At 43.1% G+C, this 17,458-nt stretch carries 19 protein-coding genes and 1 riboswitch; of the genes, 1 reads left to right on the top strand and 18 read right to left on the bottom strand.

Features of this window, described 5'->3' with window-relative positions; genetic code table 11:
• Nucleotides 1–26: 26 nt before the first annotated feature.
• The 18 genes from cobC to cbiD all read right to left on the bottom strand — a co-directional run bounded on the left by cobC (nucleotide 27) and on the right by cbiD (nucleotide 15,576).
• A complete protein-coding gene (gene cobC, locus Ga0466249_RS20030; RefSeq protein WP_215831261.1) occupies nucleotides 27–635 on the bottom strand; it encodes an alpha-ribazole phosphatase in 609 nt (202 codons plus the stop codon).
• Nucleotides 632–1,726: a threonine-phosphate decarboxylase CobD gene (cobD, locus tag Ga0466249_RS20035; protein WP_246588916.1), complete on the bottom strand. Its 1,095-nt coding sequence runs from the start codon at nucleotides 1,724–1,726 to the stop codon at nucleotides 632–634. The genes cobC and cobD overlap by 4 nt, the downstream gene beginning before the upstream one ends.
• Nucleotides 1,716–2,618, bottom strand: coding sequence for a GHMP family kinase ATP-binding protein (locus Ga0466249_RS20040; protein WP_215831263.1), 903 nt, complete (start codon nucleotides 2,616–2,618; stop codon nucleotides 1,716–1,718). The genes cobD and Ga0466249_RS20040 overlap by 11 nt, the downstream gene beginning before the upstream one ends.
• Before the next feature lie 36 nt (nucleotides 2,619–2,654).
• Nucleotides 2,655–3,386 (bottom strand): adenosylcobinamide-GDP ribazoletransferase, encoded by a 732-nt coding sequence (gene cobS / locus Ga0466249_RS20045; protein WP_215831264.1) that lies wholly within the window; start codon nucleotides 3,384–3,386, stop codon nucleotides 2,655–2,657.
• Nucleotides 3,387–3,434: 48 nt separating this feature from the next.
• A complete protein-coding gene (gene cbiB, locus Ga0466249_RS20050; RefSeq protein WP_246588917.1) occupies nucleotides 3,435–4,436 on the bottom strand; it encodes an adenosylcobinamide-phosphate synthase CbiB in 1,002 nt (333 codons plus the stop codon).
• Nucleotides 4,433–5,956 (bottom strand): cobyric acid synthase, encoded by a 1,524-nt coding sequence (locus Ga0466249_RS20055; RefSeq protein WP_215831265.1) that lies wholly within the window; start codon nucleotides 5,954–5,956, stop codon nucleotides 4,433–4,435. Before Ga0466249_RS20055 ends, cbiB begins: the two co-directional genes overlap by 4 nt.
• A gap of 14 nt (nucleotides 5,957–5,970) precedes the next feature.
• Nucleotides 5,971–6,558 carry a bifunctional adenosylcobinamide kinase/adenosylcobinamide-phosphate guanylyltransferase gene (gene cobU / locus Ga0466249_RS20060; RefSeq protein ID WP_215831266.1) on the bottom strand — a complete coding sequence of 196 codons (588 nt, stop codon included), beginning with the start codon at nucleotides 6,556–6,558 and terminating at the stop codon, nucleotides 5,971–5,973.
• Nucleotide 6,559: 1 nt separating this feature from the next.
• Complete coding sequence (locus Ga0466249_RS20065; RefSeq protein ID WP_215831267.1) at nucleotides 6,560–7,942, bottom strand: cobyrinic acid a,c-diamide synthase CobB; 1,383 nt, start codon at nucleotides 7,940–7,942, stop codon at nucleotides 6,560–6,562.
• 27 nt (nucleotides 7,943–7,969) lie between these two features.
• Nucleotides 7,970–8,542, bottom strand: coding sequence for a cob(I)yrinic acid a,c-diamide adenosyltransferase (locus Ga0466249_RS20070; RefSeq protein WP_215831268.1), 573 nt, complete (start codon nucleotides 8,540–8,542; stop codon nucleotides 7,970–7,972).
• Nucleotides 8,543–8,551: 9 nt separating this feature from the next.
• The gene (locus tag Ga0466249_RS20075) at nucleotides 8,552–9,172 is read right to left on the bottom strand and encodes a precorrin-8X methylmutase (RefSeq protein WP_215831269.1); all 621 of its coding nucleotides are present in this window, start codon (nucleotides 9,170–9,172) and stop codon (nucleotides 8,552–8,554) included.
• Between the two features lie 78 nt (nucleotides 9,173–9,250).
• The gene (gene cobK / locus Ga0466249_RS20080) at nucleotides 9,251–10,030 is read right to left on the bottom strand and encodes a precorrin-6A reductase (protein ID WP_215831270.1); all 780 of its coding nucleotides are present in this window, start codon (nucleotides 10,028–10,030) and stop codon (nucleotides 9,251–9,253) included.
• The gene (gene cobJ / locus Ga0466249_RS20085; RefSeq protein WP_215831271.1) at nucleotides 10,027–10,851 is read right to left on the bottom strand and encodes a precorrin-3B C(17)-methyltransferase; all 825 of its coding nucleotides are present in this window, start codon (nucleotides 10,849–10,851) and stop codon (nucleotides 10,027–10,029) included. Before cobJ ends, cobK begins: the two co-directional genes overlap by 4 nt.
• A complete protein-coding gene (locus Ga0466249_RS20090) occupies nucleotides 10,737–11,810 on the bottom strand; it encodes a cobalt-precorrin 5A hydrolase (protein ID WP_215831272.1) in 1,074 nt (357 codons plus the stop codon). Before Ga0466249_RS20090 ends, cobJ begins: the two co-directional genes overlap by 115 nt.
• Nucleotides 11,807–12,565: a precorrin-4 C(11)-methyltransferase gene (gene cobM / locus Ga0466249_RS20095; RefSeq protein ID WP_215831273.1), complete on the bottom strand. Its 759-nt coding sequence runs from the start codon at nucleotides 12,563–12,565 to the stop codon at nucleotides 11,807–11,809. Before cobM ends, Ga0466249_RS20090 begins: the two co-directional genes overlap by 4 nt.
• Nucleotide 12,566: 1 nt before the next feature.
• Nucleotides 12,567–13,274 (bottom strand): precorrin-2 C(20)-methyltransferase, encoded by a 708-nt coding sequence (gene cobI / locus Ga0466249_RS20100; RefSeq protein WP_215831274.1) that lies wholly within the window; start codon nucleotides 13,272–13,274, stop codon nucleotides 12,567–12,569.
• A gap of 12 nt (nucleotides 13,275–13,286) precedes the next feature.
• A complete protein-coding gene (gene cbiT, locus Ga0466249_RS20105; RefSeq protein ID WP_215831275.1) occupies nucleotides 13,287–13,865 on the bottom strand; it encodes a precorrin-6Y C5,15-methyltransferase (decarboxylating) subunit CbiT in 579 nt (192 codons plus the stop codon).
• The gene (cbiE, locus tag Ga0466249_RS20110) at nucleotides 13,862–14,488 is read right to left on the bottom strand and encodes a precorrin-6y C5,15-methyltransferase (decarboxylating) subunit CbiE (RefSeq protein WP_215831276.1); all 627 of its coding nucleotides are present in this window, start codon (nucleotides 14,486–14,488) and stop codon (nucleotides 13,862–13,864) included. Before cbiE ends, cbiT begins: the two co-directional genes overlap by 4 nt.
• A complete protein-coding gene (cbiD, locus tag Ga0466249_RS20115) occupies nucleotides 14,467–15,576 on the bottom strand; it encodes a cobalt-precorrin-5B (C(1))-methyltransferase CbiD (protein ID WP_215831277.1) in 1,110 nt (369 codons plus the stop codon). The genes cbiE and cbiD overlap by 22 nt, the downstream gene beginning before the upstream one ends.
• Nucleotides 15,577–15,665: 89 nt before the next feature.
• A riboswitch (cobalamin riboswitch) is annotated at nucleotides 15,666–15,841 on the bottom strand.
• A 374-nt stretch (nucleotides 15,842–16,215) separates the two neighbouring features.
• Between cbiD and Ga0466249_RS20120 the strand changes: the two genes are divergently transcribed.
• Nucleotides 16,216–17,355 carry a S1 family peptidase gene (locus tag Ga0466249_RS20120; RefSeq protein ID WP_215831278.1) on the top strand — a complete coding sequence of 380 codons (1,140 nt, stop codon included), beginning with the start codon at nucleotides 16,216–16,218 and terminating at the stop codon, nucleotides 17,353–17,355.
• The last annotated feature ends 103 nt before the right edge of the window (nucleotides 17,356–17,458 follow it).

Genomic DNA, 17,458 nt, shown 5'->3' on the forward strand with positions numbered 1-17,458 from the left:
ATCCCTGTTAAGGGTCTTAAACCTTCTTATCGTCCTAAATGACAAGTGTCATTCATCAAACAAACAATGGTACGTTCAGGATAATATTCGACGACATTCACTGCCGTATTATCTTGTTTAATATTCCATACATAATTGAGATGAATATTCAGTGCTGCACATAAAATCGTACGTATCGTCCCGCCGTGCGAGGCCACAACGATGGTTTCATCAGGATGTTTTTTCACCAATCGTTCAATAGCAACCACGGCGCGTTTTTTCAAATCGCGAAAAGACTCACCGCCTGGAATGCTAATCTCATCAGGACGTGAATACAAATGATTCATCACATCCGGCCATTGTTTACAAATACTGTCGTACGTCAGTCCTTCCCATTCACCGAAGTGTATCTCACGGAAAGCCGGTTCGGACTGAACCGTAAGATGATGTTTATCAGCAATAGCCTCTGCTGTCGCATAAGCCCGCTTTAAATCGCTGGCATAAACAGCATGAATATCTTCAGATGCTAACCGCATTGCCACAGCTTCAGCTTGTTCAAGACCCAAGGAATTAAGAAAAATATCTGTTTGACCTTGATATTTCATTTCCAGATTCCAAGCTGTTTGACCGTGACGTACGTAAATAATCTTTGTCATAACAACTCTCCCTTCATGATATTCTGTAGCACTTGAAGCACCTGTTCATTTTGTTCATGACTTTTTACTGCAAGGCGAATATAATCGTCGCCCAGTCCCTCGTAATTGCTACAGTCACGAATTAAAATCTTCTGTTCCATCATTTTCTGACGTAAGGCACTGGCTGTCCAAGGGGACTGACGAATATCAACAAGAATATAATTTGCAGCAGGTTCATAAGGTTTTAAGCCGGAAATTTTCCCCAAAGACTGATAAAAAAACTTTTTCTCCTGCGTAATATACGTTCGACTTTGCTCGGCATACACCTCATCGCCAAGGGCAGCAACACCTGCTGCTTGGGCAATAGAATTGACATTCCAAGGATCTTTACTTAAATGCAGTTTTCTCGTCATGATTTCACTGGCAAGAACAAAACCGAGGCGGAGACCGGGAATGGCATAGAACTTAGTTAGAGAATGCGCAATAATCAGGTTGGGAAATTTCGATAGCAGAGGCTGACAAGTCCAAACATTCCAGTGTAAAAAATCCAAAAAGGACTCATCAACAACAACAAACGACTTGATTTTCACAGCAGCTGCAATTACTTCCGCAATCTCCGCCGGCGGCATCAGTACGCCTGTGGGATTATTAGGATTACATAAAAATACTAGTTCGGGCTGACTCATCTCGATTTGATTAATTAAAACCGTACTCTTCACCTTAAAATCGTCATGAGCATGCAAAACATAATAAGAAACTTGTGCTCCTGATGAACAAGCTGCTCGTTCATATTCACTGAAAGTCGGCGCCATAACCAAAACCTTGTGGGGCTGAATAATATGAGACAGCACATACAAAAGTTCTACTGCCCCGTTTCCTACTGTAATAAGCTCAGACGAAATACCATAGGCACGACAAATAGCCCGCTTTAAATCATATGCATCTGCATCTGGATAATGAATGACCGAATCGATTGCCTGCAGCATGGCTGCTTTTACTGAAGGAGCTAATCCTAATGGGTTAATATTTGCACTGTAATCCAGCCAGATTGCTTCTTTTTGTTGAGAATCTCGGCTGGCTGCATAAATATTGCCGCCATGTTCAGCTTTCATGTTCATCCCCCCTGTCAGTCCTGATTCCACCTGAAATTAAATGCACCGTTTGTAGATATTTTACTTTCGGACAATTTTCTGTTATAGCTGTTACACAGTCGCCAATTTTGTGGACATGCTGGGGTGCAAAAAGCACACCAAGAACAGTACCACTATGCGCCGCATTCACGCCGCAGGCACCATACTGGCTACTTAATTTGATAATCGATTCTAAGCAGGAATTGGCTAAAATCAATTGATTGGCCAAAGCACTTATCGTTGCTCCCTGACCAATCAGTGACACATCCTGCTTGGCTATGCCTGTCATGACAAGTTCCATGGCTTCACGAACCTGCTTTTCCTTGGCCTTATTGAGAGCAGTCAGATCACTGCGCTTATTAAAGGACAAAGTATCCACTTCCCCGCCTGCATCAAAAACAGCAATCATCATTTGAGGCGGCTGACCCAGATTCCGACGAATTTTTCCACCCACATGATCAAAAAGCATAATGCCTGAATAAAAAATGCCATCTGTCGGTTCAATGGACAGACATAAATCAGCCACTTCATCAGCAGAAAGCTGCATGCCTAACGATAATGCAACTGCTTGGCAAAGACAACTCAAATCGGCACTACTAGAAGCCATGCCCTTGCCGATGGGCAAGGTGGAATACTGATGAAAAGGAAAGTGCACTAAATATTCTTCAAGCGTATATTGCGATTGTATATAATGAAGGGTCCGCGTCAAAATCTCCCGAGATTTGTCGCCGCGCAAATTCGTTCGAAAGCCGGGTAGCTTATACCGAATCTCCGAATATAGATCAATCGGACAAGTAATCAAAAAAGGCTGTCCATCCAGTGTCCCCTGGACAAGTTCGCCACAAGACCCTGGACTTTTAATTGTCAAACTCATATCTTTTCTCCTATTAATTCACCCTTGATGCATTATTTATAAAAAAGCCATCAAAGCCACGATTTCTGTTAATTCCGTTGCTGCACCATAGACATCCCCTGTTAAACCTCCCAGTTTAGTTACTGTATAACGACAAAATAAACTGCCAAACAACAGCCCCGAAAATAAACTAACAAAGACACGAGACGAATAAAATGCCAAGGGAAATAGTAAAAAAGCGGTAAGACAACTGGCATAAACAAAATCACGCCGCCCTGTATATTGGGCAAACAGCTTGCCAATCCCTTCCGGGCGGGCATAAGGAAATAGGGTAATGGCCATCACCATGACAAGACGCGCTAGAACAGGTGCAACAACTAAAGCTAAAGGCAAGAGATTAGCAGAAATATCTTCCAACAAAGCCCATTTCACTGCCACAAGCAATACAAAAGTAGTCACACCAGCCGAACCCACGCGACTGTCTTTCATAATTTCCAGCATGCGCTCCCGACTCCGCCCCGATAGCAACCCATCAGCCGTATCCATTAAACCATCACAATGCAAGGCTCCTGTCACAATAAAGCTCGTTATGACAAGTAAAATAGCTGTCAAATGGGCAGATAGATAGCTTCCCACAAAATGATTAATCATGAGGAGTATAATGCCAATAACCATACCAACTAATGGGAAAAAAACGACACTCCGGCCAAACCGCTTCGCTGACCATTCCGATTCTTTGAATAGATGAATTCTTGTCAAAAATTGCAGGGCCGTAACAAAATATCGCATAACTATCAGACGTTTAAGCCGCCTGCCTCCTTAACTCGTGACATGCTGTTAAAATGAACCAGATGAATAATATAAATAAAAAGAACCCCCGGCATAAATAAGTACAAACAATAAAGTCGTCACATACATGAGCCAAACAGTCTTTTTAATATGGTCACTTGTAAGCGCCTCATCAGCTTGCCCCATCGTGGCACGATGAGATGGAATGCCACCGTAATAATTGACCCCACCTAACTGAATATGAAGGGCTCCGGCCACAATAGACTCAGGAATACCGCTATTGGGGCTAGGATGCTTACTTGCATCATGCCAGAACGTTTTTACGGCGGATACAATGTCTAACCGCAGCAAGCAAACCGCTCCAAGTAGCAATAAGCCTGTTATCCGTGCCGGGATATAATTGAATATGTCATCAGTCCGAGCCGCTATCATGCCAAAATCACTGTATTTTTCATTCTTATAGCCAACCATGGAATCAAGCGTATTAACTGCGCGATAAAGAAATGCCAATGGCACACCACCTAAAGCTGCAAAAAACAGGGGTGCAATAACTCCATCAACAATATTTTCGGCCACTGTCTCCACTGTAGCACGCGTCACTTCACCTGCTGAAAGGTGGCCTGTGTCACGTCCCACAATCCACCCAACTTTGCGGCGAGCTTCTTTAATATTTTTTTTCACCAAGTAATGGCGAATTTCAAAACCCGCTTCAGCCAAACTGCGGGGACTAATCGCCAGTGACAATAGCAGGGCCCGTCCCACTACAGCCTCCCAAGTATCCAGCTTATCTAAACAAGTGCAAACATACCAGATGATTTCATAAGTCAATGTTAACACTAAAAAAACAAGTAGACCTCCTGAAGTCTTTTTCATAAAAGACGATGCATGCGGTTTAAGCAGTGATTTTTCAAATAAAGAAATCATGCGGCCGATGAGTGCAACTGGATGAAAAGATGTACGGGGATCACCAATTAGGATATCAAATAACAGCGCACCAAGGGGAAGCAGGCAAAAAGAGACACTATAAGCATTAAGCATTGCATAGGTCATGCCTTGTTCTCCATGAGTTTTTTAATCAGTGTCATATCAAGGCTGCTGCGCACAATTTGAGCCAAACGGTCATAAGCCGCTTCCTTAGCCTTAGAACGATTAATGATTTTCCCGAGTGGTTCCAGGCCTTTTTTTACCCTTAAAGCGTCAAGAACTTGGCGACGAAAGGTATCATTATCAAAAATACCATGCAAATAAGTCCCCATAATCTGTCCATCACTGCGAATGACTCCATCAGTCAGCGAAACCGTCTGTTCCGAACGCTTGATAAGGGTAAATGCAGACTGTACTTTCGTTAAAAAGTTCGTCCGACCCATATGAATTTCATAGCCTGACAAGACTTCTTGGCCTGGTGTAATCCCTAAAAAACCAGGTTTCATCGCTACTGCTTGGACTTGATGGGTAACCTTATTAGGCTCAAATGTCGTGTGAATGGGAAGAAGTCCCAAACCTTCCATACTATCTAGCTGTGATTCTGTATGATGAGGATCATAAAGCATTTCCCCGAGCATCTGATAGCCACCACAAATACCTACGACAGGAACACCTGACTTTGCCAAATGTTTAATTTTGTCTTTATAACCATGTTCCATTAAATAAAGCATATCTTCTGTCGTATTTTTACTGCCTGGCAAGATAATCAGATCAGGCTGTCCCAGTTCTTCACCTTGGCGAATATAGCGAAGTGAAACATCCTCTTCTTCAGCCAAAGCCTCAAAATCGGTAAAATTAGATATCTTAGGCAGTCGCATAACAGCAATATCCAGTTCTTTAACAGCATCAACCTGTTTGTCATCTAAACTGACAGAATCTTCATCATCAATGCCCATTTCTGTCACATAAGGTACCACACCGACAATCGGTTTACCTGTCTTTTCTTCTAAAAAGGTAAGCGCCGGTTTAAGCAACTCAATGTCACCACGAAATTTATTAATCACAAGTCCCTTCACAAGCGCACGTTCATCCGGATCGAGTAATTCCAGTGTTCCTACAAGTGATGCCAGAGCACCGCCACGATCAATATCAGCAACAAGAAGTACAGGAGCCTGAAGCATTTTCGCCACACGCATATTCACAATATCATTGGCTTTTAAGTTGACTTCAGCAGGACTGCCTGCTCCCTCAATAACAATCACATCATAGTCATGATTTAAGCGTTCCAAGCAATCTTTCACAACACCTAAGGCTTTAAGACTGTAGCCTGAATGATATTCAGCTGCAGACAGATTACCTATAGACTGCCCCATGACAATAACTTGCGAACAAGCATTTCCTGTAGGCTTTAATAGTACAGGATTCATCTCCACCTGCGGCTCAAGACCCGCTGCTTCAGCCTGAGCCACTTGGGCCCGCCCCATTTCTTTGCCATCTTTCGTTACATAAGAATTGAGCGCCATATTTTGAGCCTTAAAGGGAACAACCTTTTTACCGTCCTGAAGAAAAATACGGCACAAGGCTGTCGTCAAAATACTTTTTCCTACATGAGAACTTGTCCCTTGCAACATAATGGTTTTTGCCATTTGCTCTTCTCTCCTTAATTCAGTTTTCGCCCCAAACTTTTTATTTCAACGGGAATCCCACTCACAACAAAATATACTTCATCTGCCGCTTGAGCCACTTTTTGATTGACCCAGCCCGCCCAATCGCGGTATTTACGAGCCAAGGCATTCTCTGGAACAATCCCCATGCCTACTTCGTTTGTGACTAGGATCACCGTCTTATTGCCTTCACGACAGGCAGCAAGAAGTTTATCAATTTGATCGAATATGTGCATTAACTGCTCCTCATCACAGGCCGATTCATCTGCTGCCAACAAAAGATTTGTTAAATAAAGAGTCAAACAGTCAAATAAAATCACATCGACCTCTTGAGCTGCCTCAGCAATAGCTAAATGCGCCTCATAAGGCGCTTCCTTCGTCAGCCAGATCTCGGAGCGCCGCGCCTGATGATGCTTAACGCGATCAGCCATTTCATCATCAAGAATCTGCGCCGTTGCAATATATGCCAAATAAGGCGCAGACAAATTTTGTCCTGCAAGCGTTTGGGCAAGACGTTCGGCAAATTCACTTTTACCACTTCGCGCTCCGCCTGTAATTAAAATTAACTTCGCCTTCTCTATCATATCATACTCCTCTACTTACGCAAAAGGTAGCACAACGATCAACAAATCGCTGCGCCGCTGTTGGACAACCTAAAAAATGCATATGCAAATAAGACGCGACAGTATTGCCACAGACAAAACCTCCGTTATAACACTTACCTGTACGCATCTTTTTAAATTGAAAGGCCCAGTATTTATCATAAGCAGCATCTGGAATAAAAGTTGAAAAATGAAATTCATGTCCCCTGAGCGTCTGTCCTCTCGCACACACAACATTATCACTCTTTGCTGTGGCTTCCACATAGCCCACAGTCTGGAGCTTCCGTTCCATTGCACATACACCAGGAATTAATCCCACGAGCGGGAAGGACTGCCCAGAAAAATCAACCATCTCTCGCGTGAGGTACATGAAACCACCGCATTCAGCCACAATCGGCATGCCCTGCCGACCTGCATCACTGATTTGCTGAAGCATAGTCTGATTTTCCGCTAGCTCACGTACAAACATTTCTGGAAAACCGCCGCCAAAGAACAGCCCATCTACTAAAGGCAGCGAACGATCACGAAGTGGGCTAAAATAGACCAGTTCCGCTCCCAACCGTTCCAATACAGCCAAACTTGCGGGGTAATAAAAAGAAAAGGCCTCATCAAATGCTATGCCAATACGTGTACGCGCCTTGTCGATATTTTTATTGGGAGTCTCATACCAAAGTGGTGCAGCCGAACGGGCAATAGCCGAAATTTTCGGCAGTTCAATCTGCCTTCTCATATGAAAGCCCATTTTTTCAACAATCGCTATGCTGTCTGTTTCACTAGTAGGCGTAAGCCCCAAATGCCGTTCAGGTGTTACCAGTTCATCACTCCGGCGAATCTTGCCTAAGACAGGCACACCGATTCTATTGAGCGCTTCTTCCACAATCATTCCGTGCGAATCAGAACCTAAGCGATTGACAATCACACCTGCCAGTTTCAGTTCCGGATCATACTGTTTAAAACCTAATACAAGAGCTGCTGCACTCTCACCCATGGATTTGGCATCAATAACCAGAATAACAGGCGCATCAAGCAATTTCGCAATGGCCGCCGTACTGCTTATGCCGTTTTTTCCGCCATCATAAAGCCCCATGACACCTTCAATCAGAGCGATATCGTTCCCTCTAGCCGTTTGAATAAATACAGACTGAATTTTCTCCGGCGGAATCAGCCAAGTATCCAAATTATGAGCAGCCTGACCACTTGCCAGGGCATGATAGCCCGGATCAATATAATCGGGCCCCACTTTATACGACTGCACTTTAAGGCCTTGCTGTTTTAAAGCAGCTAGCAGACCTGTCACAATAGTCGTTTTGCCAACGCCGCTTTGCGTTCCTGCAATAACAATGCGTGGTATGGTAACCTTATTCATATGCTTCCCCGCCTTTAGTTCTCTTTCCTAATATTCAATGCCCCATCTGGCATCAATACCACTTGCCATGGGATGTTTGACTGCTTCACAGCTTGTTGCAAGCTGTGCCAGCTGAATAAGTTCTTCTGGCATATTCCGTCCTGTGAGCACCACATCTGTCCCAGCCGGACGACTCTGGACGAGTTTAACAATCTCAGCAAGATCAATCAATTCATGACGCAGGGCATGACTAATTTCATCAAGTATAACGACCTTATTGGCTCCGTTTGTCACCTCTTGCCAGGCACACGCAAGCGCCTTAGGGGCGAAATTATGACAAGCTTTCCGGTTTTCGCGAAAACACACCCCGCATTTGGTACATTTCTGTCGACCTGACCGAATATCATCAGCCATGAAACAGCCATAGCCAAACTGTTTGATTGTAAATAAGCCGCCAAAAGCTGCCGTCGAAAAAAGTTCCCCTGTATAACCGCCGCCTTTTAAAAATTGGATAACAGTCACTTTATTTCCATGAAGTACCTCCCGCAAGGCATAACCTAAAGCAGCTGTCGTTTTGCCCTTCCCACTGCCAGTAATTACATAAAGCTTTGAATGTTCCATTTCTTTCACCTACAACATATAAAGCAGTGCATTAACAGCTGAAGCAGCAATAGGACTGCCACCTTTATTGCCTTTTACTGTAATAAAAGGCACAGTTGACTGAGCTGCTAAAACATCTTTGGACTCTTTTGCACCCACAAAGCCTACAGGTACGCCAATAATTACAGCTGGTTTCAAGGCTTCTTCTCTCACAAGTCTCATGACTTCAAATAAAGCCGTTGGCGCATTGCCAATAGCTATGATTGCCCCATCCAGTTGATGTCCAAAAGAACGCATGGCAGCCATCGAACGCGTAATATCCTGCTTTTTAGCCTCCGCTGCAATGCGTTCGTCCGCAATGAGACAATGTACCTGACCGCCAAAGGATGCTAGTTTCTTCTTATTTATACCTGTTCGAACCATTTCCACATCACAAAAGATATCACAACCCGCTTTGAGTGCGGCAGATGCCGCAGCAATGGCCCCTTCATGAATCATAATATGATTGGCATAATCCACATCACCTGACGCATGAATCATACGAGAATAAACCTTCACAGCCTCAGGAGTTAATGTGAATTTTTCAAGATAAGGCGCAATAAGTTCCATACTTTTTTTCTCAATGGCCTGAGGATTTCTAATAAAGTCCATTTATAAAGCCTCCCTAAGTCGTTCAACTAAAATATCAGCAATTCGTTGATCTGCAACCATGGCATAAAGCAGCAAAACCTAATTTTTCTTACACTGATTTATATAGGCAACTAAAGGTTCTATTTCCGAGAAAACGGATGAATTTTCCTTAACAGACGTCATTTGCCGTTCAATAACGACAACAGCCAATTGAAGCTTCATGGCAGCTGCCAGCTTACTGTCGCTGCCGCCAATCACACCGCTGTTTTTCATAACAATCACATCAGCTTCATACTGCTGAAATAAAGCACAATTTAACTCTTCACTAAAGGGACCTTGCAGTGCCACAATGTCTTTGGGTGTAAACCCCAAGGCTTCACATTGGCCTATCACAGCAGCATCAGGCAGCACACGGGCAATAAGTCGATGATTTCTTAATGTCGGTGATTGAGCAAAAGCCGCCAGTGTGCGGCTTCCTGTCGTTAGAAACACTACCTTGCCTAAAGTCGAAGCAGCCTTTGCTGCAGCCTCCGCTGAAGAAACAACAACAAGTTTATCATAATCAGGCAGAGGAACAGGCGGCCGTTCATAACGAACATAAGTAGTCGCAAGTTCCACACAAACCTGTCGGACCGTCTCTGTCACTTGACGAGCATAGGGATGACTGGCATCTACAAGAAGCGTAATCTGATACTGCTTTATAACATCCCGCATAGCAGCTCCATCTAAGGAACCCACAAGTACTTTGACGTTAGGTAGTTCTGCCAGTCTTTTTCCATATTCACTGACAACCGTCACAAGTACCGTTTCTTTCCGTTCAGTTGCCAAAACCGACGCAATTTCCCGCCCGTCTTGTGTACCTGCCAATACCCAAATCACAGTTTGTACCCGCGCGGTGTAATCATGCGTCCCGCTTCGACATAGGTTTGACTATTCCCAATAATGACCATAGAAAACATATCGATTTCTTGCTGTGTAAAATGTTCTAAATCAGAAATCGCCGTCTTCTGTCCATTGCGGCTGGCTTGCCGCACAATGCCAACAGGCGTTGATGCCGGACGATACTTCAGTAAAATTTCGCGAACAATTTCGATTTGCTGCACCCGCTTGGTACTGCGCGGGTTGTACAAAGCAATGACAAAGTCTCCTTGAGCTGCCATTTCCGCCCGTTTTTCAATCAGTGGCCAGGGAGTAAGCAAATCACTTAAACTAATCACGGCAAAATCATGCATTAAAGGAGCGCCAAGCACAGCTGCCGATGCCCCTACTGCACTAATTCCGGCAATAACTTCCACTTCAGGACGACAAGAGTCATCCAGTTTCATCGCCAATTCCAATACCAATCCGGCCATACCATAAATTCCCGGATCTCCGCTTGACACAACAGCAACCATTTTGCCGCCTGCTGCCAAATCAACGGCTGCCTGACAGCGATCCACTTCCTGCATCATACCCGTGCCAAATGCTTCCTTGTCCCCAATAAGCTCCGTAATTAACTTTAAATAAGTTTTATAGCCCACAACGACTTGAGCATTCATAATCGCATTTTTTGCCCTAGGTGTTAAATCATCAAAACTGCCCGGACCTATTCCAACGACAAAAAGTTTGCCTCTGCTATGGCAATGGTTACTTGGGGATATTTCGTTTTCGGCAACAGAAGCTTGTAACTCTTCCCTGCCAGTAGTGCTGCTGCTTCGCATACATTTCCCACTCCTATTTGTTTTTTTACAAAATCAGATTCTGCTAGTTGATGCTTACAAATACACTGTCGAAGCTCTTCATTCTCATAATAGTAAACAGGTACAACAAGCTGTTGTCCTGCTGCAAGCAAACCAATTTCATCTTTCTTTATTTCAGCGCTTGCCATGACAGCAATGCTTTTCATACTGCGACCAATTTTTTTACAAGCCAGACTCAGCGCCTCAAAAATCATTGTACTCGGTGTATCGCGCCGGCAACCAATGCCGACGGCCAGTGTATAAGGACGCAGATACAAATGCGGCTTGACCATGTAAAGATCTTTATCGGTAATCACAACAGCAACGTCATAAGTAGCTGTTTCTTTTAGCCTGTCTATGTTTTCAAGCTCAATCCCCAGCTCACGGACCTGAGCAATGTAATATTCAACATAACATAAATCAGAATCAATACAAAAAATCACACGTTCTTCATTCACAATGGCTGCATTGACGGCCTTCAATTGGTCAAAAGGTTCAATAGCTAAATTAAGTTTTACAGCAATCACATCAGCCGCCACTTTGTGCGCTACATCCGTTGCTGTCGTAATAACAGGATCAGCCCCTAAAACCGTTGCCACGCGCCGTGTCAAATCATTGGCGCCACCTAAATGGCCGGATAACAAACTAATGGCATGATGACCCCCATCATCGATACCTACAACAGCCGGATCAAATTGCTTGCTCACAATATGTGGGGCAATCGTTCGAACGACAATGCCTGTAGCCATAATAAAGATCAGCCCGTCAAAAACAGAAAAAATATCGTTTACTAAAGCACTGAGAGACTCATAGGTATGATGTGATTCATTGACTGTACGCCCTGCTTTCGCATAGACAGTGACATCTTCGTCTAACTTGTCAGCCAACTTGTCAGCCAAAAGGGCCCCTTTATTTGTAACCGAAAGAATGGCCAGTCTCATTTCTTTACGTCTCTGTACATATGAGCAAAATTGGGCGAATACAAGCAGGATAAATCATAATCACTATCTAGCACCTTACCGACAACAATCATGGCTGTACGATCAATTTTTTCAGCCGCAACAATCTGAGCAATTGTTGTTAAACGGCCCCGTAAAATTTTCTGTTCCGGCCAAGAAGCCTTTTGAACAATGGCTACAGGCGTATCCGGTGCATAACCGCCTGCGATAAGTTCTGCCACAACATTTTCAAGTAAATGAACACTTAAAAATATGCACATTGTTGCCTCATGTGCCGCAAGAGCAGCTAACTTTTCCTTATCAGGCACAGGCGTGCGCCCTTCCAGACGTGTAATAATGACGGTTTGTGATACGCCTGGCAAAGTATATTCCTGTTTTAAAGCGGCAGCAGTTGCCAAAAAAGAACTTACACCAGGAACAATGGTAACGGCAATATTTTTCGTCTTGAGGCAATCCAGTTGCTCTTGAATGGCACCATAAATAGCCGGATCACCCGTATGAAGACGCACAACAAGCTTGCCCTCTTTGTCTGCCTGTTCTATGACAGCAATGACTTCATCAAGCGTCATGGTAGCGCTATTATAAATAGCAGATCCCGTCTTCGCCACTTCCAATAAAGCCGGATTGACCAATGACCCCGCATAAATAATCACATCGGCCTGACGTAATAAATTCTGCCCTTTGACTGTGATGAGTTCCGGATCACCTGGACCGGCTCCTACAATATATACTGACACCTTAAAAACCTCCCTGTTTCACGATAATTAATGATAAATAATCGAGTTTTTTATTTTTTAACGCACGAAGATCATAGGTTACAAATTGTTCTGCATAACCAAGCCTACTAATATAGACTGTCTTATCAATCTTCCCAAGTTTTTCTAGTACATCAACAATTTGGTCAAATTGACCCGCTACTTTCATAAGAATCACATTCGGGAAAATCTTCAAAATGGTATTTAATTCACTCGGATCATCTAAGGCTGGAATGACCACAAATTTTTCTGCCCCCTCTGCCAGGGGAAGGTTAAGATAAGCGGCACTTGCGGAATAAGAAGTAATACCAGGAACACTGACAATATCTACATCAGGCACAAGTCGCTGCACTTTCTTCATAAGATAAGTATAGGTACTATACAGCATGGAGTCACCAATGGTAATAAAAGCAACATTCTTTCCCTGCCGCAAAAGATTGGCAATTTCCTCTGCCCCTTTGTTCCAACTTGCATCAAGGACAGCTGCATCGCGAGTCATAGGTGTTGAAACTTCTAAAATTTCAGCTGTTTCAATATAAGCCTGAGCCACAGTCAAAGCTACACTTTTCTTCTCGGCACTTGAGCGAGGAATGCATACTACATCTACTGCCTTAAGGATATTTACTGCGCGAACAGTGAGTAAATCAGCTGCTCCAGGCCCCACGCCAATTCCATAAAATTTTCCTGTCATCTTATTCTCCTCTCAGGCTTGTTTCGTACAAGCAATAATAAATATGGGATTTAGGGCCTGAAACATATGACTTTTACCCACTTTTTTCAGACGGCTGACCTGTATTTGCGAACAATCAACAACATAGTTTTGTTCTTGAACAACTGTAAGACTATTTGTTAGCGTTTCAGCAGTAACGGCAGTAATCAGCAAGCGACCCCCTACTTCTAGCAGCCCATTGCATACCGTCAAAATAGACGCTAGCTTTCCGCCACTGCCACCCACGAAAATGACATTGGCCTTTGGTAAATCAGTAAGGGCCTCTGGCGCCGACTGATTGATCATTTCAATATTATGTATACCAAATTTACTGGCATTTTGCTTAATGAGCTCGATACCTTCGGGTTCTCGCTCAATGGCATATACTTTCCCCTCAGGTGCAAGCAATCCTGCTTCAATCGAAAGAGAGCCTGTACCTGCGCCAATATCAATGACAATATCGTGAGAGGCAATTTTAGCTTTACACAACACAACCATCCGAATTTCCTGTTTCGTCATGGGAATCGGACCGCGAATAAATTGGTCATCATCAATTCCTGGAAAATGATTCATGCCTTCACCACCATCACAGAATGCTCAAATCCCGCTGTTGCCGTAACTTCAGCCAAAGAAAGAGATACTGTTTTTTCCTGATTATAAGACAATTTTTCACTTAAATAGGCCTGAACAGTGTTGGGCCACCCCTGTTTAATCAATTTTTGAGCAATCACTTGAGGCGTATGACAACTATCTGTTAAAAAAGACACTACACGTCCTTGTTGATAAAAAAGGCTTTCATCCGTTACTTCTCTGCCATGCATACTGAGCAGCGTGGCATTCTGCCAAGGCTCACCGATTTTGGCAAAAGCCAATTGAAAAGAACTAATACCTGGAATGACTTCAAATTCACAGTCCGCAAAATTCTGGCGCAGTGCAGGTAATAAACTGTAATAGCCAGGATCACCTGAAACAAGTACAATCACATCAAACAAGGCCAGTTGATTTCGAATAAACACCATTAAAGAATCGAGTTCCTTGTCAATGACCCGAATAATCTGACCGCTTTGACTATAATCGTTAAGAGCGCGCCGACTGCCAATTAACACCTGGGCTTGCTCGATTTTACGTTTCGCAATGGGCAGCAAATAATCGGCTGACCCCGGTCCAATCCCTACTACAATGATTTTATGTTCCATCCTAATGCTCCCCCAATATCCTGCGCGATTTCATCGGCAGCCAAAATCTCACCTGCTAGCGTGACAACGACTGTGCCCACAGTGAGGTCACCAAAAACATAGCGCTGTGCCCGAATGCTGGCCCGGCTGGCGATAACCTGATAAACAGACTGCAGTTTATATTGCGCGATAATCGTTATAGCCGCTTCTGTCGTAGTACAAGCCAAGATTGCTTTCACGGCAGCTTGCGATGCGCCACAAGCTGCCGCATAAGCGCCTAACGTTTCCATTCTGGCATCAGCCACACGATTATGGGTATGAAAAACACCAGCGGCAACTTTCGCGAGTTTACCTAAATGGCCAATCAAAAGAACCCTCTTCATCCCTAAACGTACAGCCTGTTCCAGCATGTGACCAATAAAGTTGCTTGTCTGCACAACAAGCTCCGCAGGCAATTTCAATTTCTCTATGGCCACATCCTGACCAATCCGACCGGGTACAAAAACAATGTCCTCATATCCAAGGGCTCTGACAACACTAATTTGGGGCGTCAGAGAATTTTTAAAAGCTTCTTCACTCATAGGTTTCACAATGCCTGTTGTGCCAATAATGGAAATACCGCCTTCAATACCAAGCGTAGGATTAAGCGTTTTCTTGGCAAGTTCTTTGCCATTAGGTACTGAAATCGTCACAATCGCTCCCTGATCTCGTGGAAGTACTTCACGCAGAGCACGTTCAATCATTAAACGAGGTCCCGGATTAATGGCAGGCTGACCTACCGGAACAGATAAGCCAGGCTTAGTAACAATGCCCACTCCACTACCTGCTTGTAAACAAATATCTATCTGATTGGTTAATTTCACATGAACAATAATTTTCGTACCATGCGTAATATCAGGATCATCGCCACCGTCTTTAATAACGCAGGCATAGCCGCCTTCTGGCGTGACTTGGACTGAATCAATCGGCACAGTAATAGCTTGTCCCTGGGGGGATAAAATCACGGTAGTCGTAATCATTTCACCTTGTATTGCGCGCGCAGCGGCTTTTGCCGCGGCTGCCGCACAGGATCCTGTTGTATAGCCTTCTCTTAACAACTCTCCAGACATGAAAATACCCCCTTCACGAGCAAGGGGGGTAACAGCGACAGAATAAAACCTGTTCAATTACCCACCTGCCCATCTCTCGTAGGTCATAACGGCGTGTGTTAGAACAGGTCGGTCTCCTGACTCTGGTTCATTGCTTGCCTAGGCCTTCCCAGTGTTTAACCAGTGGCTTTCATTAGACAAGCTCTCCAATACAGTGGCGGGACCGCGCCGGGATTACACCGGACTTCCCAATTAAGCAAAATGCACCTATTCCCAAAATTCAATATTTATTTATACTACATATTTATTTATATTGCGTTATATTCCATCAATAACGCCAGATTCCTGCTTAATTCGAAATAGAAACAAAATTTAAATTCAATAAACAATGAGGCATGTTAAAATAAAATCTAATCTATACACAATAAAAAAGGAAATTCTTCCTGCAATGAAGAATGTTAATCGTAAACAAATAATATTCATTATATAAAAGCAATTATTATATTTAAACATGTACATCACAACTAATAGCTTATTTTAGCGCTGCTTCAGCTATGAAGATGTCTTATTCATGATCTTATTCATGATCTTATTGATTTATCTGTTATTTTGGGGCAAAAAAATATAATGCATATTTTTTCATGCCAAAGGAGAATTTTTATGTCTAAGAAATGGTTATTTTTTATTTTTATACTACTGGTATCTTTCGTTATTGCCGCCTCCTGTTTTGCCGCCCCCCTGCCAACAAGTCAGTTCAATCGCCAGCAAGCCATAGATACGTTCTTTAAAGATAAAACCCTTGACCCTATTGAAGGAATTTGGCTGACCGACGACGACAGTTATGAACTTGCTATTGTTAAAAATACTTTTTCAGTATGTTCAGGACATGATTATATTGGATTCATCACCGAAGCAACTCCACATAACTGGAAACCCGGCGAAATAAAGCTGGCGTTAAAAAAAACAACTATGGATAAATTATTTGTCGGATCGTTATACGAATATTCACAGCAGCTTTTAATTTTTACTGAAAAACAAGTATTGGGAACTTCCTTTCATCTCATGGGCAATAATATGCTGCAATACACTAACAATAAAAAAGAAAGAAAAATGTTTATAAGAATATATCCAACAAGCGAAACAAGTAAGAATAACAGCAATACCTTTAGTGGTTCCGGTACAGGATTCTTCGTTACACCGCATCTCATTGTAACAAATTATCATGTTGTCAAAACAGCTAAAACAATTGAAATTAAAGATCGAAATGAACAATTGACATCCGCCACTGTTGTAGCAAAAGATCCTGCAAACGATTTAGCCATTTTAAAAGTTAAAGAACCGGAAAGCTCCGTGACCCCCTTAAGTCTAGGCAATGTCTCAGAATCTAAAAATGGCGACACTGTATATACCGTCGGATTTCCCATGCCCACTGTATTAGGCGCAAAAGCGAAACTGAGTGAAGGAATTATTAACAGTACAACAGGCTTTCAGGACGATGTACGAATGTACCAAATTAGCATACCCATTCAACCAGGAAACAGCGGCAGCCCGTTATTTAATACGAAAGGACAAGTTTTAGGTGTCGTCTGTTCCACGATGGACCCCCTCAAGTCGCTTGCACTAAGTGGATCATTTCCGCAGAATGTTAATTTTTCCATGAAAATTAATTATATAAATAATCTACTTAGCACACTTCCAGATGAAATACCATTACCTGTCAAACAAACTGAAAATAACCTAACGCCTGCCCAAATTATGGATCTTGCCAAAAACTCGGTAGTACAAATAGTCGTTAAATAACATCAATACATTTGTAAATCCATAATATCAATAACTTATCCATTCATAGCAGTGTTTCACTATTATAAATTTCCATGTTATAATAAAACAATCTCACTATTTA

This window comes from Pelorhabdus rhamnosifermentans (assembly GCF_018835585.1).
Classification (GTDB): Bacteria; Bacillota; Negativicutes; order UMGS1260; family UMGS1260; genus Pelorhabdus; species Pelorhabdus rhamnosifermentans.